Here is a 26,534-nt window from a genome sequence, read left to right as displayed (position 1 = left end):
CGTGTGCTGCCGACTGGAACACCGGACTGGGAAGCGGTGGACATCGCGGTTCCGCGCCGGTCGAACCGGCTGCCGGGCGTCACCATGGCCGGGTTCCGCCAGCGGCTCCCCGCCCCCGTGGACATCGCCATGGTCGCGCATCCCATGGTCACCGTGCTCATCGATCTGAGCGAGGGTGAAGGCATCGTCTCCGAGAGCCACGGCCGTCGCGAGCGGGGCAGTGTCGTCATCGGGCTCATGCCCGGCGAGCTACGGGCGGGCGGCCGCGTGGGCGAATGCCTCCAGATCCGGCTGGAACCGGACGTGGCGGCCGCGGTGCTCGACGCGTCGCCCGATCTCAACGGGACGATGGCGCCCCTGGCGGACGTCTGGGGCCGCGACGCCGAGCGGTTCGAAGACCGGTTACGCGCCACCGCGTCATGGGACGAACGGTTCGGGATCGCGGCCGAGGTCGTGGGCCGGCGGATACACGCCCGCACGCCGGTCGCGCCGGAAGTCGCCCACAGCTGGCGGCGGACGCTCACGAGCCGGGGGCGGATACCGGTCGACAGCCTGGCGGACGAGGTCGGCTGGGACCGCAAGCGCCTGTGGTCCCGCTTCCGGTCGCAGCTCGGCATCAGCCCCAAACGCGCCATGCGGCTGGTGCGGTTCGACAACGCCGCCCACCTCCTCGCCGCCGGTCACCCCGCCGCGGGCGTCGCCGCCGAGTGCGGCTACGCCGACCAATCCCACCTGAACCGCGAGGTCAAGGCGTTCACCGGGCACACGCCCTCGGCCGTGGCCGTCGCGCCGTGGCTCGCCATCGACGACGTCGCGTGGCCCGCGTCGTCCGGTCGAGCTCACGAGCGGTCGGCGTAGATGGTGGCGCCCGTGGTGGGCGCGAAGCGGGCTTGGAAAAAGCGCAGGTGGGGTGGCTCGTGGGTGAAGGTGAGTCCGTGGGTGATGTCGTGGCGGTTCTTGTGGACGCGCACGAGGCTGTCGGCGACGTGATCGATATGGCTTTGGGTGTAGACGCGGCGGGGGATGGCGAGCCGGAGGAATTCCAGCGGCGGGTAGCGGTTCTCGCCGGTGGCCGGGTCGCGTCCGGCTGAGACGGTGCCGCGTTCGACACCGCGGATCCCGCCTTCGAGGTAGACGGCGGCGGCGAGGGTCTGGCCGGGGAGTTCGGTGCGGGGGAGATGGTCGAGGACGGCGGTGGCGTCGACGCAGACGCAGTGTCCGCCGACGGGATGGACGATCGGGACGCCCGCGGTGTCGAGCCGGTGGCCGAGGTATTCGAGCTGGGCGATGCGGGCGCGGATGTGGTGTTCGTCCACGGATTCGCCGATGCCTTGGGCGATGGCTTCCATGTCCCGGCCTGCCATGCCGCCGTAGGTGTGGAGGCCTTCGTAGAGCAGGACGAGCCCGCGTGCCTGTTCGGCGAGGCCGGGATCGCGGAGGGCGATCCAGCCGCCGATGTTGGCGAGACAGTCCTTTTTGGCCGACATGACGGCGCCGTCGGTGGGGGCGCACAGCGCGAGCAGGATGTCCGCGATCGAGCGGTGAGCCCAGCCCGGTTCGCGTTGTTTGACGAACCAGGCGTTCTCGACGGCGCGGGCGGTGTCGAGGAAGACGGGGATTCCGTGGGCGTGGGCGAGGTCGCAGGCGGCGGTGAGGTTGGCGACGCTGATCGGCTGGCCGCCCGCCATGTTCACGGTGGCGGCGAGCGAGACGTAAGGGATGGTGGCGCCGTGTTCGGCGATGACGGCCCGCAGTTTGTCGAGGTCGACGTTGCCCTTGAACGGATGTTCGTCGCGCGCGTCGTGTGCTTCGTCGATGATGACGTCGTGGAAGGTGGCGCCGTTCAGTTCCTGGTGGGCGCGGGTGCTGGGGAAGTACATGTTGCCGGGGACATGGGAACCCGGGCGGATGAGGCAGCGGGAGAGGATGTTCTCCCCGCCGCGGCCCTGGTGGACGGGGATGACGTGTTCGTAGCCGTAGTGGGTGCGGACGGCCTGTTCGAAGAGGTAGAAGCTGCGGGCGCCGGCGTAGGCCTCGTCGCCGCGCATGAGCGCCGACCACTGCCGGTCGGACATCGCGCTAGTGCCGGAGTCGGTGAACAGGTCGATGTAGACGTCTTCGGAGCGGAGCAGGCAGGGATTCCAGCCCGCCTCCCGCAGGGCTTCTTCGCGGTGTTCGCGGGTGGTGGTGCGGATCGGTTCGACCATCTTGATCCGCCAGGGTTCCGCCGGGTGGTCAGGCATTTCGGATCACCTTTTCTCGTTCGAGGTGGTTGAGGAGCGGGCCGGTCATGGCCGTCGTCACGAGGGCCATGACGACCATCGCGGTGTAGAAGGCGCTGTCGATGACGCCGAGGCCGAGCCCGATGCTGAGGAACACGAGTTCGGTGACGCCGCGGGTGTTCATCAGGGTCGCGAACAGCGCGGCCGGACGCGGCGGCTGTCCCGCGAGGCGGGCACCGAGGTAGGCGCCGCCGCCTTTCGCGACGACGGCGACCGCGATGATCGCGAGGGTTTCGGTCACCAGGGCGGCATCGAGCCCGCCGAGGTCGACCTTCCGTCCGATGAGGACGAAGTACAGCGGGACCAGCAATGACGCGACGGGCGTGATCAGCGCGGCGGGTTCGTGCCGAGACGAGGGCCGTCCGGCGGCCATGCCGACCAAGAACGCGCCGATCGCGGAATGCAGGCCGATGGCGTCGGTCATCGCGGCCCCGGCGCAGGCGAGGGCGACCATGGTCACGGCCGCGGTCGGCGCGGACAGGCGGTCCGTCGTCCGGCCGAACCACGGCCGGGCGAGGACGAGGAGGCCCGCTAGGAACGGCACGGCCACCAGAAGCTTCCAGAACTGGGTTCCACTGTGGACGGACGCGACGACGGCGAGTGCCGCCCAGGCGATGGCGTCGGTGAGCGCGGCGGCGGTGAGCGCGCAGCGGCCGCGGTCGTCGTCCAGCATCCGTCGTTCGGCCAGAATCCGCGCCAGTACGGGAAAGGCGGTCACCGCCATGGCCGCGGCGGCGAAGAGGACGAACGGCGTGCCCCCGGCCGGGGCGTGACGGGTGGCCAGCCAGAGCGCCAGCAGCGCGCCGAGGGCGACCGGGACGACGGTCGCGCCGAGGGCGGGGACGAAGGCCGCCTTGATCCGTGCCGCCGTCATCGACGGTGCGAGGCGGGCGCCGACCCCGAACAGGAACAGGATCAGGCCGAGCTGGGCGAGCGCGTCCAGCGTGGTGTCGACCGGGCCGGGCAGACCCGGCCCGGTCTGCAGGGCGAGGCCGACGACGAGCCCGCAGGTGATCTCCCCGAGGACGGCGGGCTGCCCGGCCCGGGTGAAGACCCAGCCGAAGCAACGGGCCAGTGCCAGCAGGACGGCGAGCGCGGCGAGCAGCAGGGCCAGGTCAGGCATCGGGCACCCGCCACCGCCTGCCGTCCGCGGTGGGGACGAGCCCGCCGGGGAACATCGGCGGCTCGTCGCCCGCGGCCTCGCCGAGCAGGCCACGTAACTGGAGCTGCACCCCTTCGGCGAGCACGTCGCCGAACATCGCGCGGGAGAAGTCCTGTGAGGACACTCCGCCGACAAGCTCGGCGAAAGCCTCGTCGGCGGTTCCGTGATGGCCGGTCAGCCGACGTGCCTGCCGGAAGTAGTCGTCTTCGCCGGAGTCCAGCCGGTAGAAGGTGATGAGGAAGTCCCGGAACAGCGCGAATTCCCGGCGATAGCGGGCCTCGAACTCGGCGAAGCACCGCTTCTCGTCGGAGAAGCCCGCGAGAGTGCTGTTGATCGACCGGGCGGCCAGCAACGCGCTGTAGGTCGCCAGATGCACACCCGAGGAGAACACCGGGTCGATGAAGCAGGCGGCGTCGCCGACGAGCACCATGCCCGGCGCCCACAGCACGGTCCGGTCGTAGGAATAGTCCTTCCGTACCCGGAGGCGGTCGTACGGTGGTTCGGTCGCGCGCCGCGCGTCGCGGAGGAAATCCTTGACGAGCGGGCAATCCTCGATCAGCGCCGCATAGGCGGCATCCGGATCGCCCTGCACCCGGTCGGCCGCTTCCTGCTTGACGACGGCGCCGACGCTGGTCAACGTGTCCGACAGCGGGATGTACCAGAACCAGCCGTCGGGGAAGGAGACGCACAGGATGTTCCCGGCGTCGGGCGCGGGCATCCGGCGGCCGTCCTCGAAGTACCCGAACAGCGCCAGGTTCCGGAAATGCGGCGAATATTCGCGGATGCCGCCGACGTCGTGGTGGAGCCGGCTGCCGTGCCCGGAGGCGTCGACCACGAACCTGGCCGTCGCGTGCCGTTCGTTCCCGGTGTCGTCGAGGTAGCGGACGCCGCCGATCCGCTCGCCCGCCCGGAGCGTGCCGAGTGCCCGATGTCCTTGCCGGATCTCGGCGCCGAGCCGCCGGGCGCCGTCGAGCAGCAGGGCGTCGAACCGGGTGCGCTCGACCTGATACGCGTACGACGTGGGCCCGGCCATGCGGTCGGACGCGGCGAAGGAGAACGTCCACGGTTCGGCGCCGCTGCCCCATTTGAAGGTGCCGCCCCGTTTGCGGACGAAGCCGGCGCGTTCGATCTCGTCGCGGACCCCGAGCATCGCGCAGATCCCGTGGATCGTGGCGGGGAGCAGGGATTCCCCGATCTGGTAGCGCGGGAAACGGTCTTTGTCCAGCAGCAGCACCCGGTGACCTTCCGCGGCGGTGAGGCCGGCGACGGTGGAGCCACCCGGTCCGCCGCCGACGACGATCACGTCGTAGTCGTCCATCACGGCGTCCTTCCTTTCTCTGTGACGGGAACGAGTTCGGCGAGCCGGGCAACGGTGCGGCGCAGCAGGACGTCCCGCAGCGAACAGGGCACGCCCCGTGCCCGTAACCGGGCGGCGAGCGCCGCGGCGGAGAGACTGTGCCCGCCGAGGTCGAAGAAGTCGCTGTCCGCGTCGACCGCCGGGATCTCCAGCTGGACGCGGAACGCGGCGGCGACGAGCTCCTGTGTGGAGGTCAGCACGATCGTCCGCCGTACCGCGACGGGAGGCTTGAGAGCGGCCCGGTCGATCTTCCCGGTCGGTCCGAGCGGCATGGCGTCGAGCGGGATCACGGCGGAGGGCAGCAGATACGACGGCAGCACGGCCCGCAGCCGTTCCCGCAACGTGGTGACGCTTCCCGTGTCGAGCACGACGTAGGCGACCAACCGCGGCTCGCTGCCTTCGGCCCGGACGACGGCCTGCCGGACGCCGGGAGAGGCGAGCAGGGCCTGCTCCACCTCGCCGGGCTCGACCCGATGACCGCGGATCTTGACCTGGTCGTCCAGCCTGCCCAGCCATTCCAGATGACCGTCGGCCGTGAGACGGCATCGGTCACCGGTCCGGTACCGGCGTTCTCCCGTGGTGACGAACCGATCCGCGGTCAGCTCCGGCCGCCCGGGATAGCCCAGCGCGAGGCAAGAGCCACCGATCACGAGTTCGCCCGGTTCCCCGACCGGCACGGGCCGCAGGTGTTCGTCGACGACCTGGGCGGTGGTGTTGCCGATCGGCCGCCCGATCGACGGTGTCGCGCGGTCATCGAGCCGGCAGGCCGTGGTGAACACCGTGCACTCGGTCGGGCCGTACAGGTTCACCGCGGTGACGCCCGCGGCCCCGCGCAGCTGTGCCCAGAGATCCCGCCCGACGGCCTCCCCGCCCATCAACAGCGTCCGCGGGCGGCTCCGTCCGTCGAGCAACCCGGCCTCCAGCAACGCCGACATCTGCGCGGGCACCGCCTCTACGACCGACAACCGGTGCTCCCGTACGAAGTCCACATAGGACCCCGGATCCGCGCGGACGGGATCGGGAAGCAGATGCAGCTCATGCCCGCCCGCCATCCACAGCAGCGGATTCCACGACGCGTCGAAGACCAGCGGCAATCCGTGCGCCACCCGCTGCGGACCACGGCCCGCGGGGAAGAACGCGCTTGCCAGTTCGCCGTACAGGTTGACCAGGCTCCGGTGCCCGACCAGCACCCCTTTGGGCAGGCCCGTCGAACCGGAGGTGTAGATGAGGTACGCCGGACCGGCGACGTCGCCGGGCGGCCGGTGCCCGGCATACCCGGCGAGCTCCGCCTTCCAGGCCTCTGTGGACAGGACCACGTCCGCCCGGTGTCTGAGGCGCGCCACGTCCGTAAGCACGACGGCGGGACGGGCGTCGGCGAGTATCGCGTCGATGCGTGCGGCGGGCAGGGCGGGGTCGACCGGAAGGTGGACCGCTCCCGCCTTCGCCACCGCGAGTACGCCCAGCATCGCTCGCACGGACCTCGTCATCGCGCAGGCCACCACCGTCCCCGGCGACGCGCCCGCGTCCTGGAGCGACCGGGCGAGCCGGTCGCCCCAGAGGTCGAGTTCGTGGAAGGTCCAGGGGACCTCGTCGGCCACCAGGCAGACTCGGTCCGGCGACCGCCGGGCCCGCTGCTCGAACAACCCGCACCAGGTCACGTCGGGAAGCCGGCGTGTCACGCCGTTCACCGAGGACATCGCCGTGTCAGTCATCGCCCGGCTCCAATCCGGACCGGACCAGCTCCCAGAAGCGGGTTTCCTCACCTGGTGTGAGAACCGCCAGATGGCCGCCGGGCACGACATGGCCGGTGAACCGCCCGGTCGTCCATGCCCGCCAAGCCCGGATCTCCTCGTCACCGGTCGCGAAGTCCGGGTCGTTCGCGCCCCGGATCGCGACCACCGGGCAGGACAACGGCACTTTCGCGGGGCCGGGGTAGGCGCTGGTCAGTCGCAGGTCGCCGAGGAACAGATCGAGCGCGTACTCCCGGAGTTCGGGGGAGTCGCGGTAGTCCGCCGACGAGCGTTCCAGCAACCGTCCCGCCTCGGCCGTGTCCGTCTTCGCGTATTTCCCGGGAACTCGCCGCTGCGGCGCGCACGCCCCCACGACGACCAGTCCCGCGGGGCCCGGCCGTCCTCGGCCGACGACGCGCTGAGCCACCTCGAGTGCGACGAACGCGCCCATGCTGAAACCGATCAGCACGGTTCGTGAAAAACCTTCGGCACCGAAGCGGGCGAGGCATTCCAGGGCGATTCCGTCGGCGAGGCCGGCGAGCGATTCGCCGGGAGCCTCGGTGAGACGCGCGCCGTGTCCGGGATATTCCACGCCCCATACCGCCGACGCCGCCGAGGTGCGAGCGAGCCCGCGCAGGCCGAGAACCGTGCCTCCGGCGGGTGGAAAGCACAGGTACGCAGGACTATGAGCGAGGTCATTGTCTACTGTGGACAGTGGGCTGACGGCAGTGTTCATTGCCACGTTCTCTCCGAACCGTTCGTCAACGGGGGGTTGCCGCCCGTTGAAGACGAAGCCGAAGGCACGACGCATCGCCTCGGCGTCCATATCGGACGGAGCGGGCCGGTGCTGTGCGCTACGAGCGAATTTTCACGATGTCGCGCCATCCCGGTGAACGTCCGGGCTCCGCGCTGATGACGCGCCTTGGCGAAAGTGGGATTTCGCCTCGCCCGCACCTTTGGGGTGCTTCCGCGACCGCGCCGACCGCGGGAAAGATGCGGGCTCCTTCTTGCGTCTCTTCCGTTAGGTGGTAACCGTCAGAGGTGGTGGTCCGAAAGATACGACGCCGTTAGACCGTTCGGGGTAACAGTTTGATGGCGAGATCAAACCGGCTGCATGCGGCGATCCCCGGAGGGGGCCGCTCACCCGGGCGGGCTACCTCAGAATGAGTGGCCACCTCACCGGATTGATCACAGCCTGGTCGATCGGACGGCCGGTTTCAGGGGTGGTCCGGGGCGAAGCGGCCGTCTTCCCGATACAGCCAATACCGGCGCAGCATGCGCAGCACCACGGAGACCTGCAACGCGGTGATCCCGGGTAGTGGCGCGAGATCCCTGGTGAGGAAGTCGGCCATTTCGTCCTCGTTCCGGAACACGCCCTGATGGATGACCGAAGCGGTGCCGGCGACGATCGACACGTACCGCGCCGACGGATGCCGTGCCAGTTCCCCCGCCACGGCCTGGATAGCGCCCGGGGTGATGGTCAGCGCGATGACCGCTTCCAGTTCGTAGCCGAGTTGCGCGGGTTCCACCTCGACGCGGGGCCGGACGAGACCGCGCCGCAACGTCGACTGGATCAGCCGGTAGGCGGTGGACTGGCTGAGGCCGAGGCTCCGGCCCGCTTCGGCCGCGGTGATCCGCCCGTTCCCGGCCAGTAGCCCGATGAGCCGCCGCTCGTCCGGGCCCACTTCGGCGGCGTCGAAGCCGTCCGGGACGATCTGTTCGCGGGACAAGATCCTCTGCTGGTCTTCGCTGAGCCGGTGCAGGCGCCAGGAGTCGGCCCTGGTCGGCGCCCGCAGCACCAGCTCCGAATGGGTGCCCGCCACGCCCGGCACGCCGGGGATGCGCTCGGCGAGCAGTTCGCGCGCCTCGGCCCGGTCCGGAACATGCACGGCCAGGTAGACGTCCGACCGGCCCGCCGTCTCCGCGGCGAGCTGGACCTCGGGAAATCGCGCGAGCGCCTTCGCCGCCGACCCGGACGCGCCCGGTTCGGTCGTGACCCAGACGTGCCGCGGGTTCCCGCGAGCCCTCGCCGTCCACTCGACCTGGCCGATCACCCGGAGGATCCGCTGTTCCTCGAGCCGGATCAGCCGCCGTCCCACCGTGCTCGCGGAGACGTCGAGCGCTTCGGCGAGCGTGGCGACCGAGGCACGCGGGGCGATCTGGAGCGCCGCGATCAGGTCGAGGTCGGGTTCGGTCAGCACCCGCTGAATGTATCAGTCATTTTGAGCGCCCACCTGACTGATCCGTGCAGAATCCGAATCGAGGTTGCACTATTCGTTCGCTTGAGTTTGTAATGAGCCTCCGATCAGGAAGGAGCCGCGCCGGTGAGTTCCAGCCAGGCCAGAACGACCTCACGTCCGATGAATCTCCTGCTGCGCGCGCTCGACGGCGTCGAGCGGCTCGGCAACAAGCTGCCGCATCCGTTCTGGCTGTTCGTCATCCTGAGCGGAGTGCTGGCACTGGCCAGCTGGGGGCTCAGCGCCGCCGGGGTGTCGGCGGTGAACCCGGCGACGGGCAAGACGGTCGAGGCGAAGAACCTGCTGTCCGCCGACGGCGTGCGGATGATGGTGACCGACGCGGTCAAGAGCTACACGTCGTTCCCGCCGCTCGGCACGATCCTCGTGGTGATGCTCGGCGTGGCGGTCGCCGAGCGGTCCGGTCTGCTCGCGGCCGTGCTCCGCTCCGGTGTTTCGAAGGTTTCGCCGCGGTGGGTGACCTTCGCGCTGGCGTTCACCGGAATGGTGTCCCACGTCGCGTCCGACGCGGCCTATGTGGTGCTGATCCCGTTGGGGGCCTTGGCTTTCCGTGCGGTGGGGCGGAGCCCGATCCTGGGCATCGTGGTCGCGTTCGTGTCCATCTCCGCCGGGTACGACGCGAGCCCGCTGATCACGCCGACCGACGCCATCCTGTCCGGGCTGACCACGGCCGCGGCGCAGACGATCGATCCGGCCTATTCGGTCACCCCGCTGGCCAACTACTTCTTCTCGCTCGCGTCGTCGGTCGTGCTGGCCGCCGTGATCACGCTCGTGACCGAGAAGGTCCTCGCGCGGCGAGCCGAGGCGATGCCCGTCGACGCCGACGCGGAGGAGGACGATCTCGGTTCGCTCAAGCTCAGCCGCGAGGAACGGCGGGGCCTGCTCGCCGCGCTGATCGCGCTGGCCGTCTTCGTGGTCGCCCTGGTGCTGGCGGTGCTCCCGGCGTCGTCGCCCTTGCGCGGCAAGGGCGGAAGCATCATCGAGTCGCCGTTGCTGACCTCCATCTCGATCTTCCTCGCGCTCGGCTTCCTGGCCGCGGGCTGGGCCTACGGCAAGGTCGCCGGGACGGTGACCAGCAGCCGTGACATCCCCGGGTTCATGGCACACGGTTTCCGTGAGATGGCGCCGATCCTGGTGCTGTTCTTCGCCATTTCCCAGTTCCTGGCCTACTTCAAATGGACTGGGATCGGTGAGATCACCGCGATCAACGGCGCCGGTCTGCTCGAATCCGCCGGGGTCTCCGGGCCGGTCATCATGCTGGGCATCCTCGTCGTGGTGACCCTGGTGAACCTGATCGTCACCAGCGGCTCCGCCCAGTGGGCGCTGATCGGCCCGGTGTTCGTGCCGATGCTGATGCTGCTGGACATCCCGCCGGAGACCACGCAGGCGCTGTACCGCATCGCGGACTCGTGCACGAACGCGATCACCCCGATGAGCCCGTATTTCGTGATGGCGCTGGGTTTCCTGCAGCGCTACCGGCGCTCGGCGGGCATCGGCACGCTCTTCTCGATGACGGTCCCGCTCTCGTTCGCCCTGCTGGTGGTGTGGACGTTGCTGTTCTTCGTGTTCTGGGTGTTCGGCATCCCGCTCGGCCCCGGTGCCCCCGTTCGCTAGGAAAGGATTCTCTTGTCACACAAGGATTGGTCCCGGCAGGCGCTGCCCGCCATACTCGACGATCTGCGGAGCATCGTCGAGCTGGAGACGCACAGCTACGACAAGCCGATGCTGGACGAAGGCCTCGACACCATCCGGGCGTGGGTCTTCGACCGGCTCGGCGCACCCGATACCGAGGCCCGGCACACCGACACGGTCCGGGGCGACGTGCTCGAACTGGGCTACCAGGGGACGGCGCCGGGCACGGTACTGCTGCTGAGCCACTACGACACCGTCTGGCCGACGGGCACGCTCGCCGGATGGCCGTACACCGACGAGGACGGCCGCATCACCGGTCCGGGTGCGTTCGACATGAAACTCGGTCTGGTGCAATCGGTCTGGGCCCTGCGCGGTCTCCGCGAACTCGGCCTGCCGCATCCGTCGGTCAAGTTCCTCTTCAACGGCGACGAGGAGATCGGCAGCCCCCACTCACGGCCGTACATCGAAGCGGCCAGTGAAGGCGCACTGGCCACCCTCGTCTTCGAGGCGTCGCTGGACGGCAAGCTGAAGACCGCGCGCAAGGGGGTCGGCCTGTTCGACGTGACCGCCGCCGGCGTCGAGGCGCACGCGGGCCTGGACCCGTACGCGGGAGCGAGCGCGATCCACGCCCTCGCCGGGATCGTCGGGCAGCTGGCGGCCGCCGGCTCGCGCGAACTCGGGACCACGGTCAACGTCGGCACCATCTCCGGCGGCACCGGCCGGAACGTCACCGCGGGCGGCGCCGGCTGCGGCGTCGACGTCCGGGTCGCCGAACCGTCCGAAATGGACCGGATCGACAAGGTGTTCGCCGGTCTGGAAGCCGCCGATCCCCGCGTGACCGTCTCGGTCGAAGGGGAGTGGAACCGGCCGCCGATGACCCCGAACGACCCGTCCCGGGCGCTGTTCGCGACCGCGCGGAAGGTGGCCGCCGAAGCGGGCTGGGAGCTGGAAGAGACCGCGGTGGGAGGGGCGAGCGATGGCAACTTCGTGTCCGCGCTGGGCCGCCCGGTGCTCGACGGCCTCGGTGCCGTCGGAGGCGGCGCGCACGCACGCGACGAACACATCCTCGTGAAGCACATCCCGGAACGGACGGCGCTGGTGATCGGGCTGATCGCGGCACTCGCCTGACGAGGGCGGATCCGAGGTTTCGGCGACCGCCCGGCGTGGTAGCCCACATGGTGTCAAAGCCCGCAGTCGGGGAGTGACACCATGACCGTTTCGATGGACAAGGGAGCCGTCGTCGCAGGCTATGACGGCTCCGAGGAAGCGCGGAAGGCCGTGCGCTGGGCGGCGGAGGAAGCCGCTGTCCGTGGCCACGAACTGGTTATCGCCCATGTCGTCGGGTTCCCGCCCGTGCCCGAAGCCCTCCCGGGCGGCGGCGCTTGGCCGCGGCCCGGGTTCCTCGAAGCTGGTCAGGAAACAGCGCAACGGCACGCGGAGGCCATACTCGGCGACATCGCGCAGGAATGCCGCCGGGCATGGCCGGAGCTGACCGCGTCGACGCGGCTGTTGTCCGGCCGCGCGCCCGACGAGCTCGCCCGCGCCGCGGAGGCCGCGGATCTGCTGGTGATCGGGTCGTCGGGGCTCACCGCGCTGCCCAGGCTCCTGGTCGGCTCGACGGCCAACGAACTCCTGCACGACTACCACCGGCCCATCGTGGTCGTGCGCGCCGTCGACGAACCGGCGGCGGACGGCGACCGGAAGGTCGTGGTCGGCGTCGACGGATCCGAGACCAGCAAGGAAGCCATCGGGTTCGCCTACGACTTCGCCGACCGGCACGACCGCGCGCTGGTGGCCATGCACGTCTGGTCCGATCTCCCGCTCGAAGCGATGGCGGTGACTCCCACCGAGCACGACCGGGAGCTCATCGAGGAACGCGGAAAGCCCGTACTCGACGAAGCACTGGCCGGATATCGGGAACGGTATCCGGACGTCCCCGTCCACCGCGTGATCGCGGTCGACCGGCCCGCTCACGCGCTGGCCGAGCAGGCCGAGGGTGCCGCGCTGCTCGTCGTCGGCAGTCACGGACGCGGACCGCTACGCCGTGCACTGCTGGGCTCGGTCAGCCGCGCCATGGTCCATCACGCGCCCTGTCCGGTCGCCGTGGTCCGTCACCACAAGGAACGCCACGCCGGCAACCGCTGAGCCCGGCGATAAGTGTTGTGCGCCCACACGAGCGCGCTCGCGGCGGCGACCCCGGCCAGGAACACGAGGCCCCTGTCGCTGAAGAGTCCCACCGTGATCATGAGGAGCGCGGTGATCTCGGCGACGAAGAGCACGGCCCACCAGGCCTGGACGCCCGGGGCCCGCTTCACCTGGTCGAAGGCCGCCGCGAGATCGGGGTCGCTCGCGGTCAGGTCTTCTTCGATCTCCTGCAGGATGCGGCGGTCTCGGCGTCGCACGATGCCTCCTTCGTCGGCCTTGTACCCGCGCGTACCCGCCGAGGCCCGGGACAAACGGTGCGACTACCCGAAGAAGCGCGGATGAATCCCGCGAGACCGGGTGAACGGCCAAGTCCACGCTTCCCGGTGACCGTGCCCGGGTGACGCTGCCGCCCGCGCCGCCCCGTCCACAGAATCGGTCATGAAGTTCATGCACCGGCTCCTGATCCTCGCCGTGGCCCTGACACTCGTCCTCTCGCCGCCCGCCTTCGCGATCGGCACGCCGAAGCTGCTCATCGGACAGGACTTCCCGGATCCCGACATCGTCAAGACCGACTCCGGTTACCTCGCCTTCTCCACGAGCACCGGTGCGGTGAAAGTGCCGTACGCGCACGCTCCGGCAGCGGAAGGCCCGTGGCGGGTGGGCGGTGACGCCCTCGCGGCCGTACCGAAATGGGCGAAACCCGACGGCGGATTCTGGGCCCCCGACGTGACCCGGCTTTCCGACGGTACGTTCGTGCTCTACTTCTCCGCGGCGGTGGCGCCCGGCGGGGAGATGTGCATCGGCGTCGCGACCGCCGCGAAGGCCGAAGGGCCGTACACGCCTGCCGGAGACGGTCCGCTGATCTGTGTCCCCGGCGACGGTGGTGACATCGACCCGCAGACCTTCTTGGACTCGGACGGTTCGCGCTACCTGCTCTACAAGAGCGACGGCGCGGCGGTCGGGCCCCCGGCCGCGATCTGGTCCCAGAAACTGCTCGCCGACGGACGGACACCGGACGGTCCGCGGATCGAGCTCCTGCGCGCCGACCTCGCATCGGAGAACGCCGTCGTCGAGGCGCCGTCGGTGGTGAAGACGCAGAGCCGGTACGTGTTGTTCTATTCGGCCGACACGTTCCAAAGTTCCGGCTACCACACGGGATATGCCACCGCGCCCTCGCTGAGCGGACCGTTCGTCAAAGCGGGCACGCCGTTCCTGTCCACCGATCTGGTCGGCGGCAAGGTCGACGCGCCGGGCGGCGCCGACGTCGTCGACGGCCACATCCACTTCCACGGCTGGCTCGGAGGTGGCCGCACCGCCCGCGGGATGTACCAGCTGCCCATCGCGTTCCCGAACGACGTTCCCCAGCTCGGCTGAAAGGGTTTCGTCGCCGTCGTTCGGGTACTCGATGGGGAAGACCGACCGAAGGAGCACCGGCGATGACAGCCCAGCCGCCCGACCCGGAACCCGAGAAGACCCGCCGCGAACCGGGAGGCGGTGTCACGCCAGGCGACACGCCGCCCGACTCGGCTCAGACGTCCGGACTCTCGCACCCGCAACCGATGCCGTCCAAGGCGATGCCTGTCGCGTGGCTGATCCTCATCGGCGTGATCGTGGTGTTGGCGAGCGGGTTCGTCGTCGCGCTGGCACTGGGGTGGCTCAAGCTGGGCTGACCACTGAACTCAACTTCTGACCCGCGTGGATGGCGTAAGTGGCGTTCGGACTCTGGGTCGGCTTTCCTGTACATGGAGCCCCTTCCTAGCGTCTGATGCGAGGAAGGGGCTTCCACGGGCCTGAGCCGCGATCAGCCGCAGCCAGATCCAGCAGGATCACCGCTCGCGACCGAGTCGAGTGCGCGGCAAGGTAAAACGGAGTGCATGCTAGTTCTCTTTGGGCGACACAGGGTATCGGCGACGCGGACAGCCCGCGGAGGCACTTGCGGCCGAGCCGGCCGGCGGGGTGGCTTCCGCTGGGATATTCCCACTTGCGATCGAGCTGAATTCGGAAGTCGTCGATGTTTCCCTGCGTGGCAATTGAATTCGTAGAAGACGACGTTATATAAACCGAAAGTCGTAATGTCGCCCCGGTGAGGGTTCGGGGCGGCGAAGAAGCATTGGACCATCGGAGACGCCCTCGTGGTCGCGGCGCATCCCGGCGGTCGGCAATCTCGGTTGCATCACGGTGTGAGTCGACTCTTGGATCCTCAATTACCTGTCTGTCCTGCGGAAATACTGGCATCGTCCGGGCTTCCAGTGCTAAGGTTTAAGTAGTGTGGATCAGCGTGTGGGAGGATGCGAATGGGGGAGGGGCTAAATTTTCGTATCCTGGGTCCTCTCGAGGTGGTTGTCGGCGGAGTTGCCGTTCCTGTCAATGCGTCGAAGCAACGCGTCCTGCTCGCCAGATTACTTCTTGCGCCAAATAAGATGGTCAGTGCCGATGAGTTAGTGGACCTGCTGTGGGATCAAGGCCCTCCTCGCGGCGCCCGTGCGACGTTGCAGACCTACGTTCAGCGCCTGCGCCGGGTGATCGGCGATCCTGGGCGGATAGCGACCTTGACCGGGGGCTATCGAATTTCTGTCGAACCCGGTGAATTGGACCTGGCTCGATTTCGTGAACTGTCCGAACTGGCGCGGCACGCTTTGGATTTCGAAGACAAAGCCCGAATTTTACGTGACGGCCTTGCATGTTGGCGTGGCGAAGCATTAGCGGATGTCTCATCGGACTCGCTTCGAACGATCTACTTGCCGCGGTTGGAACAGGAGCGACTGATGGCCTTGGAGCTCCTGTTCGACGCAGAGCTCCGCCTGGGACGGCACCGCGAGCTGATCCCCGAACTTCATGCGGCCACTCATGCTGCTCCGCTACGTGAGAAGTTGCACAGTCAGCTCATGCTTGCGATGTACAGGTCCGGTCAGCAGGCCGAAGCGTTCGCTGTGTATCACAGAATCAGGGAATCGCTCGCCGACGAGCTCGGCGTCGATCCCGATGCCGAGCTGCAGACGTTGTATCGGCGGCTCTTGGCGCGTAGTTCGGCTGTGGGCCCGTCGACGGCGGATGCTGCTCCTGAAAGCGACGCCGATGATTCAGCGCCGCACGAGTTGCCCGCGGATGTGCCGGACTTCGTCGGCAGGGAGCTGTTCGCGAGCCAGATCAAGAAGGCGCTGGGCAAGTCAACCACCGGCGTACCCGTCGTCGTGATCACCGGGTTACCGGGCGTCGGCAAAACCGCCCTTGCCGTGAAGGTCGCGCATGAGATGCATGACCAGTTTCCAGACGGCCAGCTATACGTCGACTTGCGTGGTCACGCATCCATGCCGGCGTTGACGCCGACCGACGTGTTGGCTCGCTTTCTGACCTCGTTGGGTGCGAAGGCGGCGCAGCTCCCGGCCAATCGAGAGGAATTGGTCGGACTGTATCGTACCTTCCTGCGCGGCCGGAAGGTCCTTGTCCTGCTGGACAATGCCGGCAATCCCGGCCAAGTTCGCCCGTTACTGCCGAGTGCACCGGGATGCGCCGTCGTGGTGACCAGCCGTAATGACCTACGTGGACTGGTAGCGCTGCAAAGTGCGGAGCTGTTCCAGCTCGGCGTGCTCACCGACGAGCAGTCACTCGAACTATTGGTCAACATTGTCGGAGCCGAGCGGGTAAGGAGGGAGCAGGCCGCCGCAATGGAATTGGCCAGTCTGTGCGGATGGCTGCCTCTGGCGCTGCGAATCGCGGCAGCGAACGTGGTCACGCAGCCAGGCCGATCGCTGGCAGACTACGTCGCAGGGTTTCGTCAAGGTAATCGCTTGACATCATTGGAAATCGACGGTGACGAAGAAGCCACTGTCCGTACGGCGTTCCAGCACTCCTATGCGGCGTTGGAGGATGCCACCGCCGAGGCGTTTCGCCTGCTGGGACTAATCTGGGGAACTGATTTCTCAGTCGCCGCTGTCGGCGCCCTCCTCGGTGTGACCGATGTGCGCGCCGAGGCTCTGCTTGACCAGTTGACGGTGGCGAACCTGGTGATGAGGGGGGCCGGGGGGAGATACCAGTTACATGATCTACTGCGCATGTTCGCTGAAGAACGCTGCGCCGAAGAGCCCGTAGTGGCAGCCGAGGCCGCAGAGCGACTGCTCACTTTCTATTTCCGGCATACGGAGGCGGCTGCGGAGATCCTATATCCCACCTACGTGCGGCAGCCTCGACCGGAATTCCTTGCGGCCAAGATCGAGCAGGGCTTCGCTGATTCCAGCGAAGCCGTGGCTTGGATGAACGTCGAATGCGTCAACGTGCTCGCCGCCGTGGTGGGCGCGTTGGAAAGTGACTTCAACCGGCTGGCATGGCTACTGGTCGAGACTCTGCGCCCGTACTTGGTGGCGAGTGGACGCAATCGCGAAGAAGGGTTGGCCGTTTTTGCGGCCGCGCTTCGTGCAGCGATTGCAGAAGACGATCTTTCGGCGATCGCCGCCATACATTGTTGCCTGGGCTCGCTCAATTTTCGGCATGGCGAGCTCAAGGCATCATTGCACCACTTCAGTCAAGAACATTTGGCCTACCGGGCGGCGCGGCACGTCGAAGGGCAAGCGCACGCGCTCGTGGCGCTAGGGGCCACACAGCGCGAAGCGGGTCGGATCGACGACGGGGCAAGCCTGATATACGAGGGCTTGGAGTTGGCTGAGCAGACCGAGAACGTGCCCCTGCAGCGGTTCGGCTGGCTCTGCTTGAGCTATGCGGAACTTTTGCGTGGTAATTTGAATGATGCGGAGAAGGCCGCGAGGCGGACCATCGAGTTATGTGATCCCGCCGGCGAGCAAGCTTCAGAGGGCGACGTGCGAGGAATTCTTGGGGAGATCCTGTTGCTTCGCGGGCATTGCGGCGCAGCCATCGAACAGTTCACCAGGTCATTGGAACTACTTCGTAATGGCTCCGTCGGCCATTTTGAAGCAGACGTACTCGGACATCTTTCTCATGCTTACCGAGAATGCGGCAATCTGGAAGCGGCCGGCCAGAACGCAAGGCTGGCCCTGCGGATCTCCCGTGACAGCGCCGCCAAAGACGACGAGGCGGAAGCCTTGATCGCATTGGCTGCCTTGCGTCAGATGAACGGCGATCTGGACGAGGCACACCGATTGTATCGTGCTGCGCTCAGCCTATGTCAGGAAATCGGATATACACGTGGTGAAGTCTCGGCGCTCGTCGGGCACGCGGACATCAGCCGGGTGACCGGTAATGCCATGCTCGCGGTATCGCAGGCCCGAAGGGCCATCGCGTTATGCGAGGGCGCCGGACTGAAGATACTGGGTATGCGAGCGAGGGTGACCTTGGCGCATGCGGAACTCGACGGCGGCAACTTCGAGTCGGCCGCGGTGCAAGCGGGATCGGCGTTCGCAGCCGCACAGGGTTTCGGCGCACAACTGGATCAGGCACGCGCATTGCATGTCCTGGCATTGTCCCGCCGTGCAGGCGGCGATCCGGCGGCCGCGGAAAGGTACTGGCGTATGGCCGATGAATGTCTGGAGGAAACCGCGATACCGGACTCTTCAGGTATTCGCCGGTCATTGGCCGACGTTCGTTGCAGGTAACTGTGTTCGCGCGTCGACGCGCCGCCAAGTGAGTCCGATCCAGCAGGAGACGATCAGTCCGAGCAGCCCGGCTGTCGCGATGACCGTGGACGCTGAGACGATTTCGGCGAGCAGCCCGTAGACCAGAACTGCTATGCCCTGGCTCAGGCGCAGTAACGCGAAGACCAGACCGCTCATTTGACCGCGCATCGCATCGGGTGTGGTCTGTACGACACCGGTGGTGACCGGAACCCAAAAACACGTCGCGGCGCCGTTGACCAACCATATTATCGCGGTGACGGTGATGTCCGGATTCCAGGCGCACAGCACGAATGGTGCAGCCGATGTCGCGGCGAGCACACCCAGCAGCCGCATTCTGACCTCGGGCCGGACCCATCTGGCCAGTGCCCACACACCGACGACCATGCCGACCGAGCCCAGCGCCATCAAAAGCCCGGCGGTGGCCTCATCACTGCCGGACTCGATCGCATATGGCGCGGCCAGGGTGGTCGCGACCATACAGATCCCAGGTATGACGGCGAACGACATCAGTACGCGGAGCCGCCGGTCGGTGCGGATCAGTCTCGAACCGGCGGCCAGCGAGCTCCACCAGCCGGAAGAAGGGGAGGTCCCGCCCGGACCGGTTGCCGGGCGGGACCGAACACCATGCCAGATCAGCAACGCGGAACATACGAAGGTGGCCGCGTTGATGTAAAGAGCAGTGCTCATGCCCAATTGCTGGACAACCGCGCCGGCTCCCGCAAAGCCGACCCCTACCGCCAGGTTGGCCAGCATGGCATTGGCGGATGTGCCGACGACGTAGCGGTCGCCGGTGAGCACCACCGACAAAGTCGCGGTCTGAGCACTGCGAAACGGTGAGTCCAGCAACCGCACTGCTATGAACAGCAGCCACAGTACTGCCAGCGGTAGTCCGGCAGTCGCCATCACCGCGACCAGCGCGGCTCTCGTCAGATCGGCTACGATCATCACGGTTTTGCGGCTGAATCGATCCGCGAGGCCGGACAGTAACGAGCCACCGACCAGGTCGGGCAGAAAAGTCAGCGCGTAGGTGACAGCCATCAGTCCTGTCGACTGGCTCGCGGTGTAGACGCCGATCGTAACCGAAGCTCGGGCGAGGAAGTCGCCGGCTGTCGACAAGCCGAGTCCGCAGAAGATCGCACGGAACTCGGTGTTCGCGAAGACTTCCCGAAATGTCGTCACTGACTCGTCCTCCGATGCGCCCTATTCGTTATTGCGCGGCGCGTGCGCGTGGTCGGCTGTGTCAGTGAGGAAAGTGGGAGTCGTCGTGTTCCGGGATCCTGTGTGTGATCCGTATGAAGCGACGGACAGTTCGGTCGAGGTGGTGAACTCGTGGTACGCCGCGAACAATTCTTCAGAGTGCATCGAGGAACCCCTCCGGATGCTTGATCGATATCTTGCGAGGTCAACAGTGCACGCCTTTGTGCGCCGAGGCAACCGTCCAACTTGTGTGACTCGTATCACAGATGCGGCGATGTAGCGTTTCGGAAGATTCCCGATGGGTCGATGTTGCCCAAGGCGAACGAATCCTTTAACTCTTTCTTTCGAGTGCCGGAAGCGAGTAGTGCGTCGACGATGGCGAGCGATCGGTGCTCTCCAAAACTCAAGTCTCTGTAGCCTGGCCTGGCGTCATCGGGATTCCAAGCCATTGCGACCCCGTCGGTCAGCCGGTTCGCATAGGTGGAGACGGGCGTGCCGAGTCCGGGGGAGTCCGATAATGCTTCGATGATCTTCGGCAGGGCCCGCCAAGCGTGGCGTCCGAGGTAGAGGACCAGCGCGTCACGGCGCGGCAAGTACAGGCTAATTTTCGCCCGGTAGGGAACCTGGAGCCGCTCAAGGAGAATCAGGATCGAATGCCATATCGCCGTCGCGGTGATCGGTTCGACAAGATGTGCGTAGAGCCGCAGCGTGTCGCCTCGGCTGCTGAGGCCGTGGCCCAAAGAACCGTCGGCAAGGAAAAAGCCGGGTGACAGGTTGGGGCGGGTACAGCCGATGTCGATCGAGATGACCTCGCCGATCTCCGAAGACGCGATGTTCGTGTCGTGAATCCGAACGCGGACGCCATCGATCTCTACGACCGCTTCGCCTGCGTTCTCGACGGACCATACGCGGCCGTGAACGCGAGTGAACTTGTGAGGTACCGTCGCGGCCAGTTCGGCGGAGAATCCCGGCGGCTCTGTTTCGTTCGAGTTCCCGCCTGTGTGCAGATGGTCGTAGAGCGCTGCCACGAGCTTTGACCGCAGATCGATTCTATCAACTGCTTCGATGACGTGACCTGCGATGGTGGCTCGGTTCTTGTCGAGCTCGACATCGACGTCTTGTAACATCCTGACCACGTCGGCGAGTGAGCCTGTTCCCGATGAAGAATGCTGGCTCATCCGGCCAGTCCTAGCGTGGCGATGAGCCGCTCAGGACTGAGCAGCACCGCTCGGCCGATCCCCGCCGCGGCCCGCTCGATCGGGAGAAGCCGTGATTGTCCATACGCGGCTCCGAGTGCCCGATCGAATTGATGCCAGCCTGCGAACGCTGTTGCACGAAGTGCGAGGTCCGCATCGGGGCACTGGCGGGTAGTCACATACGAATTCCAGAAGGCGGTAATCAATGGACGTACGGAAGAAAATTGCTTCGTTCCTTGTGAAACGATTGCATCATGGTCCATTTTTCCTTTATCGGATGTAATTCCGAGCACGCTTCGGAACAGCCACTCGCCGACGAACGCGCCGACGTCTCGTGCTGGATCCGCAAGCCTGAGTTCCTCCCAATCGGCAAGGTATACATCGTCCCCGGCGATGATGAACTGACTGAGCCGGAGATCGCAATGGGTGGGTGTGTGCGGTGCCGGTACATCGCACAGCCAACGGATCGCCTCGACCAACTGCTGATCCTTCTGCACCAGTTGCCACAACTCGAGTTCCCCGGCATGCGCGTTACGGAACGCGTCCACTGGCAGAGCTTCCAGCTCGGCCGAAGGGGGAAGCCGCGGCCTGGACGTGTCCAGCCACGGGGGACAAGGCGCGTCGTGCAACTTGGCGACCAGTCGACCCAGCTCGCCGGCGGTAGCTTCGTCGAGAGCGTCGTTGTCCGCGAGTTGGCCGCCATCGAATGCGGGGGTCACCAGTTCGAACACCATAAGCCCGGTGTCAGCTTCCCAACCGAGGCATCTGGGCCTCGCGACTGGAGACCATCCGGCCGACTCCAGAGTGATCAAGCGATGGAGCGCGGCAGTACTGTCCGGTGAGTCGGGCGGCATATACTTGACAAAGACTTCTATGCCCGACTCGGTGGTGCCGACCCAGTTGTGGTGCCGGCCGTGGTACGTGGTCGAGGCTGGGCTCAGAGTGCCCAGGCCGAGTCGTGTCAACAGGGAATCGATAACCATTCGGCTTGGCGGGCGCGTGTCCGGAGAACTGTTTTTCGTCACCACGCCTCATGTTAGCCTGACCGGAGGGGGCGACGTTGGGGAGTCATGTTGCGTGAGATTCGCGCCAATGCCGATGGGGCGCCTGCTGTTTCCTACATTCGACGGGAATACGCGGACCGGCCTTGGGCGGACCGGGTTGCGGTTGTCGGTGCCGGTGCGGCGGACGTCGTGCTCCGTGAGATGTCGGGCTGGACGGTTACCGCGCCGAAGGCGTTCGCCGAAGAACTGGTGAGGCGAGGTGCTCGCTTGGGCAGGGCGACCCATCGGATGACCTGTGACCTGTCCGTACGGCGGCCACCTGCGGAGTGGGCGAACCCGGCATTGCCGTCGCCGTTGCGTTTCGAGTCGTTCGACCGGTCCATTGACGACCTGCTTCCGGCGTGGCGTGCCGCGTATGCTCCCGGTCATCCCGACCACCGGCAAGAGTACGACGACGATTCCGTACTCCGTGATCGGTTCGGAATGATGGTGGCCGGTGCTGCCTTCGGGGCATTGTCGTCCCTCAGTTGTGTGGTCTGCGACAGCGGTGCTGTCGTAGCCGGCCTGGTTCTCAACCATGTCCCGGGAAAGATCCCCTGGGGAGGCCCGTTTATTACAGACCTGTTCCGGCATCCGTCCTACCCGGGTACGGGGACGGCGTTGCTCCGGCGGACGCTGACTCGCGCGGCGGCGTCGGATCTTCGAGTGGTGGGACTGGTGGTCACCGACACCAATCCCGCCCTTCGCGTCTATACGCGGCACGGCTTCGAGGTGTTCGATAGCCCGGTGACCGTCACTATTCCCTGACTGTGCACCTGTACCGGCCAGTGCGACATCGAGTCGGTCCGATGGCGGATGGGCCACACAGTGGTACCACCGCACCCGACAGATCGGGCGTCGATCCGGACCGGCATGCGGCGCTCACCGGGTCCGGCATCAACGGTGGTGACCAGCGCAGACGTCGACGTCTGCGAAACGTCTGCGGCTTGCGCAAGACTCGGTACGTCCGCTGGGGAGGACAGTCGCCGACCTCTGCCACGACCATGACCGGGGTCGGCGACTGGCCAGCTTGACTGGGTGAGGGGAAGGGCTCCGTGAAAGGACTGCTTGCCGAACGGTGCGGACTGTCCGCCACACCGGAGAAGGTGCCGATCACCGATCTTTTGACCGGGGACTCGCCGCGCGTGCACGGAGAGCGGGTCGAGCACACGAGAATGCTCGCCGCGATGGATACGCCGTTGCCCCCGATCGTCGTTCACCGTCCCACGATGACGGTCATCGACGGGATGCACCGCCTGCGTGCCGCCGCGTTGCGGGGTGATGACTTCGTCGAAGTGGTGTTTTTCACCGGAGGCGCGGCCGACGCCTTCGTACTGGCCGTCGAGCTCAATCACGCACACGGTATGCCGTTGTCGATGGTCGATCGCAAGGTTGCCGCAGGTCGTATCGTCCACTTGCACCCCACGTGGTCGGATCGACGTATCTCAGCGGTCACAGGTCTGTCGGCGAGCACGGTCGCCTCGATCCGTGAGTGTTCGAGTGAACGGATCGGGCAGTCGAACACTCGCGTCGGACGAGATGGCCGCAGCCGGCCGATCGACAGCACCGATGCGCGTCGTCGTGCGGGTGAGCTGATGCTGGCAAACCCACGGGCGTCGCTGCGTGAAATCGCGAAGGCGGCTGGAATTTCACCGTCGACCGTCCGCGATGTACGTGCCCGGCTCGCTCGGGGCGAGAGTCCGGTGACGCGACGTCAGCGTGGATTCCGTGAACCCCGGCGGCCCGAGCTCGCCGACGCGGTCTCGAAGACCGGCGTGGCGCGATCCGCCCGCCGTGCCGCGGTGACGCCGTCATCGTCAAGCGGCTCTGATGCTGAGCGGCCGGAGGGATCCGCGTCCGCGGTACATCGGACGTTCTCTCCGGCCGAGTTCATCGGGCTTCTCGCTCGGGACCCCTCTTTGCGTTCCAACGAGCCTGGACGAGTCTTGCTGCGGTTCCTCGGGTGTGTCATGGTTGAGGACGACCAATGGGAGGACATGGTGCGACATGTTCCCAGTCATCAACGGGATACCGTGGTCAAGCTGGCGAGAGAATGCGCGGCTACTTGGCGCGGCTTCGCTGATCGACTCGAGCGCCGTGGCGAGCAGATGCTCGCCCGATGAAGAATCGTATGCCCGGCCCTCGTAAAATAAGCACTTGAAATTTATTTGTTTGCTCGGGTAGGTTTCAGTGCGCCAGGAAGTGTGCTGGTTCACTGTCATTGTTCGGCGCATATAAGGATGTCGTGTCGACGGTGGGCTGCCCGCCAGTCTGGTAGGTGGCCGGAAATCTATTGCCTGGAGGGAATATGGACGGAAGGCTCCCTGTCTGCGAAGGCAGAGATTCTCCTTGTTGGCGAAAGGGGAGATCGCTGGCTCAGCAGGTATTTCTGAGGGTCGTGACGCGATTTTGACCTCTACCATTGTTTCCCGCTTTGAACGACAGGTTTCCACTTTTCCGGGCCATACGGCGCTCACCTCGGACGGAAGCAGGCTGACCTATGCGCAGCTGCACGAGCGTTCATCGAACCTCGCGCAGGCCATTTTCGAAGCGGGCGTCCGGCGTGGTGATCGGGTCGGCGTGAGTTTACGTCGAGGCCCCGAACTCGTTATCGCTTTGCTTGCGGTGATGAAGACTGGCGCCGCATACGTTCCACTCGACCCCGAGTATCCACTGGAACGTACGCGTTTCATAGCCGAAGACTCCAAAATCAAAGTGATGGTCACTCAGAGTGGAACGTCCGGCTTTGCCGGAGTACGCGCGATCGATATGGGCTCCCGGCTGAGCATGAACGAGCCCACGTTTGAGGGGCCCGCGCCTGAAGATGTCGCCTACATTATCTATACGTCAGGATCAACTGGAAAACCTAAAGGTGTACTCGTACCGCACCGGTCCGTGGTTGCGCTCTTCGAAGCCGTCGAGCGAAATTTTGGATTCTCCGACGACGATGTGTGGACATTGTTCCACTCTTTCGCTTTCGACTTCTCGGTGTGGGAAATGTGGGGATGCCTGTCGACCGGAGGTCGGCTGGTCGTGGTTCCTTATTGGACGACGCGAGATCCTGCGGAGTTCCATGCACTGCTGGTGCGTGAGCGGGTGACCGTGCTCAGTCAGACGCCCTCGGCCTTCACGCAGTTGATCGCCGCCCCCGCCTTTCCGGGCGGGGGTCTTTCCGTACGGCTGCTCGTGTTCGGCGGCGAAGCGCTCGATGTACGCGCCCTTCGCTCATGGTTCGCTCGCTACCCGGAGGTGCGAGTCGAGAACATGTACGGCATAACAGAGACGACTGTGCACGTGACGACGAGGACACTGACTTCCGTGGATGTGGAGTCGGGTACCCGATCGGTGGGTGTGCCCCTGCCGGGTTGGACCGTGCGTCTTCTCGGCCCTGATGGCAAGCGGGTTCCTGTCGGTGAACCCGGCGAAATCTACGTGGGCGGCGCTGGTGTGACACTGGGATATCTCGATCGTCCCGAGTTGAATGAGCAACGGTTCTTGCCCGATCCGGACGGAAATGGAACGATTTACCGGAGTGGTGACCTGGCTCGTGAGCTTCCCGGCGGTGAGATCGAATACCTCGGCCGCCTCGACGACCAAGTGAAAGTTCGCGGCCATCGAATCGAACTGGGTGAGATCCGGGCGGCTCTGACCGAGAATCCCGCGGTCAGAGCCGCGGTGGTCGTTGGCAATGGTTCGCGTGGCCTCGATGCTTATGTGGTCACCTCTGAGTCGTACGGCATGGCGAAGCTGCGACGGCATTTGTCCGAGCGTCTGCCGGCTTACCTGGTTCCGGACACGATAACCGTGATACCGGAACTGCCGCTGACAGTGAACGGGAAGGTCGACATATCACGGCTGCCTGCCCCGGGAAAGAAATTCCCGATCGAATCGTCGGCCGGGTTACCGGCGGAGCCGATTTCGATTCAGGTGGCCGCCATTTGGGAGGAGATACTCGGCGTCCCGGTCGCTGCCGACGACAACTTTTTCGAGGTGGGTGGAAACTCCTTGGCGGCCGCCAGGCTCGCCGTCGAGTTGGCTAGATCCGGGCTGGCGGATATCACGATGCGCGAACTGTATCTGCACGCCTCGCTGAAAACCATGACCGAACTTGTCCGATCGAAACAGAAGGATGACTAGGTGAGCGAGACGAGACTGGTGTGCTTGCCCTTCGCGGGGGCAGGGGCTGGTTTGTTCCGGCAATGGCATGAGCGCGTCGGTGGCCGTGTTTCGCTGGTGCCGTTGCAACTGCCTGGCCGGGAAGAACTATTTTCCGATGCTCCGCTGGTCACCATGGACGCTTTGGTCGACTTTGTGACAGCGAAGATTTCGCGTACCGTCGGAAAGTGTCCGTTTGCCTTGTTCGGCCACAGCTTTGGCGCCTTGGTGGCCTACGAAGTCGCGCAAGAACTCGTAGCGAGCGGATTACCCCGGCCTGCCACACTGGTGGTCAGCGGCGCCGCCTCGCCGTGGGTGGCCCGGCCCCGGTTGGACCTCGCATCGATCACCGACGCAGAGTTCATCGCGCGGTTGAGCGAGCTGGTCGGATACGTGCATCCGGCACTCGCGGACCCCGGCCTGCGCGAAGTCCTCCTGCCGGCATTGCGTGCGGACATGGCCATCGTCGGCGACTACCGGCCGAGTTCGCGCAGCCCGCTCCCGATCCCGATCACGGTACTGCGTGGTAGCGAGGATCAACTCGTGTCTGATCGTGACGTGTCGGGTTGGGCCGAAGTCGGAGCAGCGAACGTCGAATTCATTCGTTTCCCCGGGCCGCATATGTACTTCGTCGACGACCCGGAAGCTTTACTCGTCGAGCTGGAGCGGATTGTCGCGCGCTCCGCTGACCTGAAACCCGATGTCGGGGTCTCCGGGACCACTATGTCGGGTTGAGCCTGCCGAGCGTGGTGTCGTGGATATCGGTGGCCTTCCCGCTTCGAAACGCTCGTACCG

General features: G+C 66.2%; 21 protein-coding genes. 11 read left to right on the top strand and 10 right to left on the bottom strand.

What is annotated here, in order from left to right:
• Positions 1-3 precede the first annotated feature (3 nt).
• Complete coding sequence (locus AORI_RS67825) at positions 4-858, top strand: helix-turn-helix domain-containing protein (RefSeq protein WP_228688187.1); 855 nt, start codon at positions 4-6, stop codon at positions 856-858.
• Here AORI_RS67825 and AORI_RS67820 read toward each other — a convergent pair.
• The 6 genes from AORI_RS67820 to AORI_RS67795 all read right to left on the bottom strand — a co-directional run bounded on the left by AORI_RS67820 (position 840) and on the right by AORI_RS67795 (position 8,732).
• Positions 840-2,243, bottom strand: a complete 1,404-nt coding sequence (locus tag AORI_RS67820; RefSeq protein WP_016335690.1) for a tryptophanase — start codon at positions 2,241-2,243, stop codon at positions 840-842. The two genes, AORI_RS67825 and AORI_RS67820, sit on opposite strands and share 19 nt — an antisense overlap.
• The gene (locus AORI_RS67815) at positions 2,236-3,405 is read right to left on the bottom strand and encodes a cation:proton antiporter (protein ID WP_016335689.1); all 1,170 of its coding nucleotides are present in this window, start codon (positions 3,403-3,405) and stop codon (positions 2,236-2,238) included. The genes AORI_RS67820 and AORI_RS67815 overlap by 8 nt, the downstream gene beginning before the upstream one ends.
• Positions 3,398-4,762, bottom strand: a complete 1,365-nt coding sequence (locus tag AORI_RS67810; RefSeq protein ID WP_016335688.1) for a tryptophan 7-halogenase — start codon at positions 4,760-4,762, stop codon at positions 3,398-3,400. The genes AORI_RS67815 and AORI_RS67810 overlap by 8 nt, the downstream gene beginning before the upstream one ends.
• Positions 4,762-6,513 (bottom strand): amino acid adenylation domain-containing protein, encoded by a 1,752-nt coding sequence (locus tag AORI_RS67805; RefSeq protein WP_228688186.1) that lies wholly within the window; start codon positions 6,511-6,513, stop codon positions 4,762-4,764. Before AORI_RS67805 ends, AORI_RS67810 begins: the two co-directional genes overlap by 1 nt.
• Complete coding sequence (locus AORI_RS67800) at positions 6,506-7,267, bottom strand: thioesterase II family protein (RefSeq protein ID WP_043849013.1); 762 nt, start codon at positions 7,265-7,267, stop codon at positions 6,506-6,508. Before AORI_RS67800 ends, AORI_RS67805 begins: the two co-directional genes overlap by 8 nt.
• A 481-nt stretch (positions 7,268-7,748) precedes the next feature.
• Entirely contained in the window at positions 7,749-8,732 is a 984-nt protein-coding gene (locus AORI_RS67795) for an Lrp/AsnC family transcriptional regulator (RefSeq protein ID WP_016335685.1), read from the bottom strand.
• Positions 8,733-8,891: 159 nt separating this feature from the next.
• Here AORI_RS67795 and AORI_RS67790 point away from each other — a divergent pair, with 159 nt between their 5' ends.
• The 3 genes from AORI_RS67790 to AORI_RS67780 all read left to right on the top strand — a co-directional run bounded on the left by AORI_RS67790 (position 8,892) and on the right by AORI_RS67780 (position 12,563).
• Positions 8,892-10,400: an AbgT family transporter gene (locus AORI_RS67790; protein WP_016335684.1), complete on the top strand. Its 1,509-nt coding sequence runs from the start codon at positions 8,892-8,894 to the stop codon at positions 10,398-10,400.
• Between the two features lie 12 nt (positions 10,401-10,412).
• Positions 10,413-11,546, top strand: coding sequence for a M20 family metallopeptidase (locus AORI_RS67785; protein ID WP_016335683.1), 1,134 nt, complete (start codon positions 10,413-10,415; stop codon positions 11,544-11,546).
• A gap of 81 nt (positions 11,547-11,627) precedes the next feature.
• Positions 11,628-12,563 carry a universal stress protein gene (locus tag AORI_RS67780; RefSeq protein ID WP_016335682.1) on the top strand — a complete coding sequence of 312 codons (936 nt, stop codon included), beginning with the start codon at positions 11,628-11,630 and terminating at the stop codon, positions 12,561-12,563.
• On the opposite strand, the gene AORI_RS67775 is transcribed toward AORI_RS67780, so the two are convergent.
• Positions 12,530-12,820 (bottom strand): DUF3040 domain-containing protein, encoded by a 291-nt coding sequence (locus AORI_RS67775; protein ID WP_016335681.1) that lies wholly within the window; start codon positions 12,818-12,820, stop codon positions 12,530-12,532. The two genes, AORI_RS67780 and AORI_RS67775, sit on opposite strands and share 34 nt — an antisense overlap.
• Positions 12,821-13,001: 181 nt before the next feature.
• Between AORI_RS67775 and AORI_RS67770 the strand changes: the two genes are divergently transcribed.
• The 3 genes from AORI_RS67770 (at position 13,002) to AORI_RS82525 (ending at position 18,127) form a co-directional block, all read left to right on the top strand.
• Complete coding sequence (locus AORI_RS67770) at positions 13,002-13,937, top strand: glycoside hydrolase family 43 protein (RefSeq protein ID WP_016335680.1); 936 nt, start codon at positions 13,002-13,004, stop codon at positions 13,935-13,937.
• A gap of 62 nt (positions 13,938-13,999) precedes the next feature.
• Complete coding sequence (locus AORI_RS67765; RefSeq protein WP_016335679.1) at positions 14,000-14,233, top strand: DUF6480 family protein; 234 nt, start codon at positions 14,000-14,002, stop codon at positions 14,231-14,233.
• A gap of 624 nt (positions 14,234-14,857) precedes the next feature.
• A complete protein-coding gene (locus AORI_RS82525) occupies positions 14,858-18,127 on the top strand; it encodes an AfsR/SARP family transcriptional regulator (RefSeq protein WP_016335678.1) in 3,270 nt (1,089 codons plus the stop codon).
• Here AORI_RS82525 and AORI_RS67755 read toward each other — a convergent pair.
• The 3 genes from AORI_RS67755 to lxmK all read right to left on the bottom strand — a co-directional run bounded on the left by AORI_RS67755 (position 18,101) and on the right by lxmK (position 21,524).
• Entirely contained in the window at positions 18,101-19,327 is a 1,227-nt protein-coding gene (locus tag AORI_RS67755; RefSeq protein ID WP_043848242.1) for an MFS transporter, read from the bottom strand. The genes AORI_RS82525 and AORI_RS67755 overlap by 27 nt on opposite strands.
• Before the next feature lie 278 nt (positions 19,328-19,605).
• Positions 19,606-20,523, bottom strand: coding sequence for a T3SS effector HopA1 family protein (locus tag AORI_RS82520; RefSeq protein WP_123798532.1), 918 nt, complete (start codon positions 20,521-20,523; stop codon positions 19,606-19,608).
• On the bottom strand, positions 20,520-21,524 hold the full coding sequence (gene lxmK, locus AORI_RS83020; RefSeq protein ID WP_081809712.1) for a class V lanthionine synthetase subunit LxmK: 1,005 nt from the start codon (positions 21,522-21,524) through the stop codon (positions 20,520-20,522). The genes AORI_RS82520 and lxmK overlap by 4 nt, the downstream gene beginning before the upstream one ends.
• 87 nt (positions 21,525-21,611) lie before the next feature.
• Between lxmK and AORI_RS67740 the strand changes: the two genes are divergently transcribed.
• The 4 genes from AORI_RS67740 (at position 21,612) to AORI_RS67725 (ending at position 26,474) form a co-directional block, all read left to right on the top strand.
• Complete coding sequence (locus AORI_RS67740; RefSeq protein ID WP_043848241.1) at positions 21,612-22,352, top strand: GNAT family N-acetyltransferase; 741 nt, start codon at positions 21,612-21,614, stop codon at positions 22,350-22,352.
• Positions 22,353-22,639: 287 nt separating this feature from the next.
• Positions 22,640-23,707, top strand: coding sequence for a ParB/RepB/Spo0J family partition protein (locus tag AORI_RS67735; protein ID WP_046199836.1), 1,068 nt, complete (start codon positions 22,640-22,642; stop codon positions 23,705-23,707).
• A 229-nt stretch (positions 23,708-23,936) separates the two neighbouring features.
• On the top strand, positions 23,937-25,721 hold the full coding sequence (locus AORI_RS67730) for an amino acid adenylation domain-containing protein (RefSeq protein WP_123798528.1): 1,785 nt from the start codon (positions 23,937-23,939) through the stop codon (positions 25,719-25,721).
• On the top strand, positions 25,722-26,474 hold the full coding sequence (locus AORI_RS67725) for a thioesterase II family protein (RefSeq protein WP_016335672.1): 753 nt from the start codon (positions 25,722-25,724) through the stop codon (positions 26,472-26,474).
• Positions 26,475-26,534 lie beyond the last annotated feature (60 nt).

Source organism: Amycolatopsis keratiniphila (assembly GCF_000400635.2).
Classification (GTDB): Bacteria; Actinomycetota; Actinomycetes; order Mycobacteriales; family Pseudonocardiaceae; genus Amycolatopsis; species Amycolatopsis keratiniphila.
Note: the sequence above shows the minus strand (reverse complement) of the source record. Positions and strands in the feature narration are given on the sequence as shown.

What these genes read in the sequence shown, in the direction of transcription:
- AORI_RS67820 (WP_016335690.1), bottom strand. Translation starts at nt 2,243, where the DNA reads ATGCCTGACCACCCGGCGGAACCCTGGCGGATCAAGATGGTCGAACCG.
- AORI_RS67815 (WP_016335689.1), bottom strand. Translation starts at nt 3,405, where the DNA reads ATGCCTGACCTGGCCCTGCTGCTCGCCGCGCTCGCCGTCCTGCTGGCA.
- AORI_RS67810 (WP_016335688.1), bottom strand. Translation starts at nt 4,762, where the DNA reads ATGGACGACTACGACGTGATCGTCGTCGGCGGCGGACCGGGTGGCTCC.
- AORI_RS67805 (WP_228688186.1), bottom strand. Translation starts at nt 6,513, where the DNA reads ATGACTGACACGGCGATGTCCTCGGTGAACGGCGTGACACGCCGGCTT.
- AORI_RS67800 (WP_043849013.1), bottom strand. Translation starts at nt 7,267, where the DNA reads ATGAACACTGCCGTCAGCCCACTGTCCACAGTAGACAATGACCTCGCT.
- AORI_RS67790 (WP_016335684.1), top strand. Translation starts at nt 8,892, where the DNA reads ATGAATCTCCTGCTGCGCGCGCTCGACGGCGTCGAGCGGCTCGGCAAC.
- AORI_RS67780 (WP_016335682.1), top strand. Translation starts at nt 11,628, where the DNA reads ATGACCGTTTCGATGGACAAGGGAGCCGTCGTCGCAGGCTATGACGGC.
- AORI_RS67770 (WP_016335680.1), top strand. Translation starts at nt 13,002, where the DNA reads ATGAAGTTCATGCACCGGCTCCTGATCCTCGCCGTGGCCCTGACACTC.
- AORI_RS67765 (WP_016335679.1), top strand. Translation starts at nt 14,000, where the DNA reads ATGACAGCCCAGCCGCCCGACCCGGAACCCGAGAAGACCCGCCGCGAA.
- AORI_RS82525 (WP_016335678.1), top strand. Translation starts at nt 14,858, where the DNA reads ATGGGGGAGGGGCTAAATTTTCGTATCCTGGGTCCTCTCGAGGTGGTT.
- AORI_RS82520 (WP_123798532.1), bottom strand. Translation starts at nt 20,523, where the DNA reads ATGAGCCAGCATTCTTCATCGGGAACAGGCTCACTCGCCGACGTGGTC.
- lxmK (WP_081809712.1), bottom strand. Translation starts at nt 21,524, where the DNA reads ATGGTTATCGATTCCCTGTTGACACGACTCGGCCTGGGCACTCTGAGC.
- AORI_RS67740 (WP_043848241.1), top strand. Translation starts at nt 21,612, where the DNA reads ATGTTGCGTGAGATTCGCGCCAATGCCGATGGGGCGCCTGCTGTTTCC.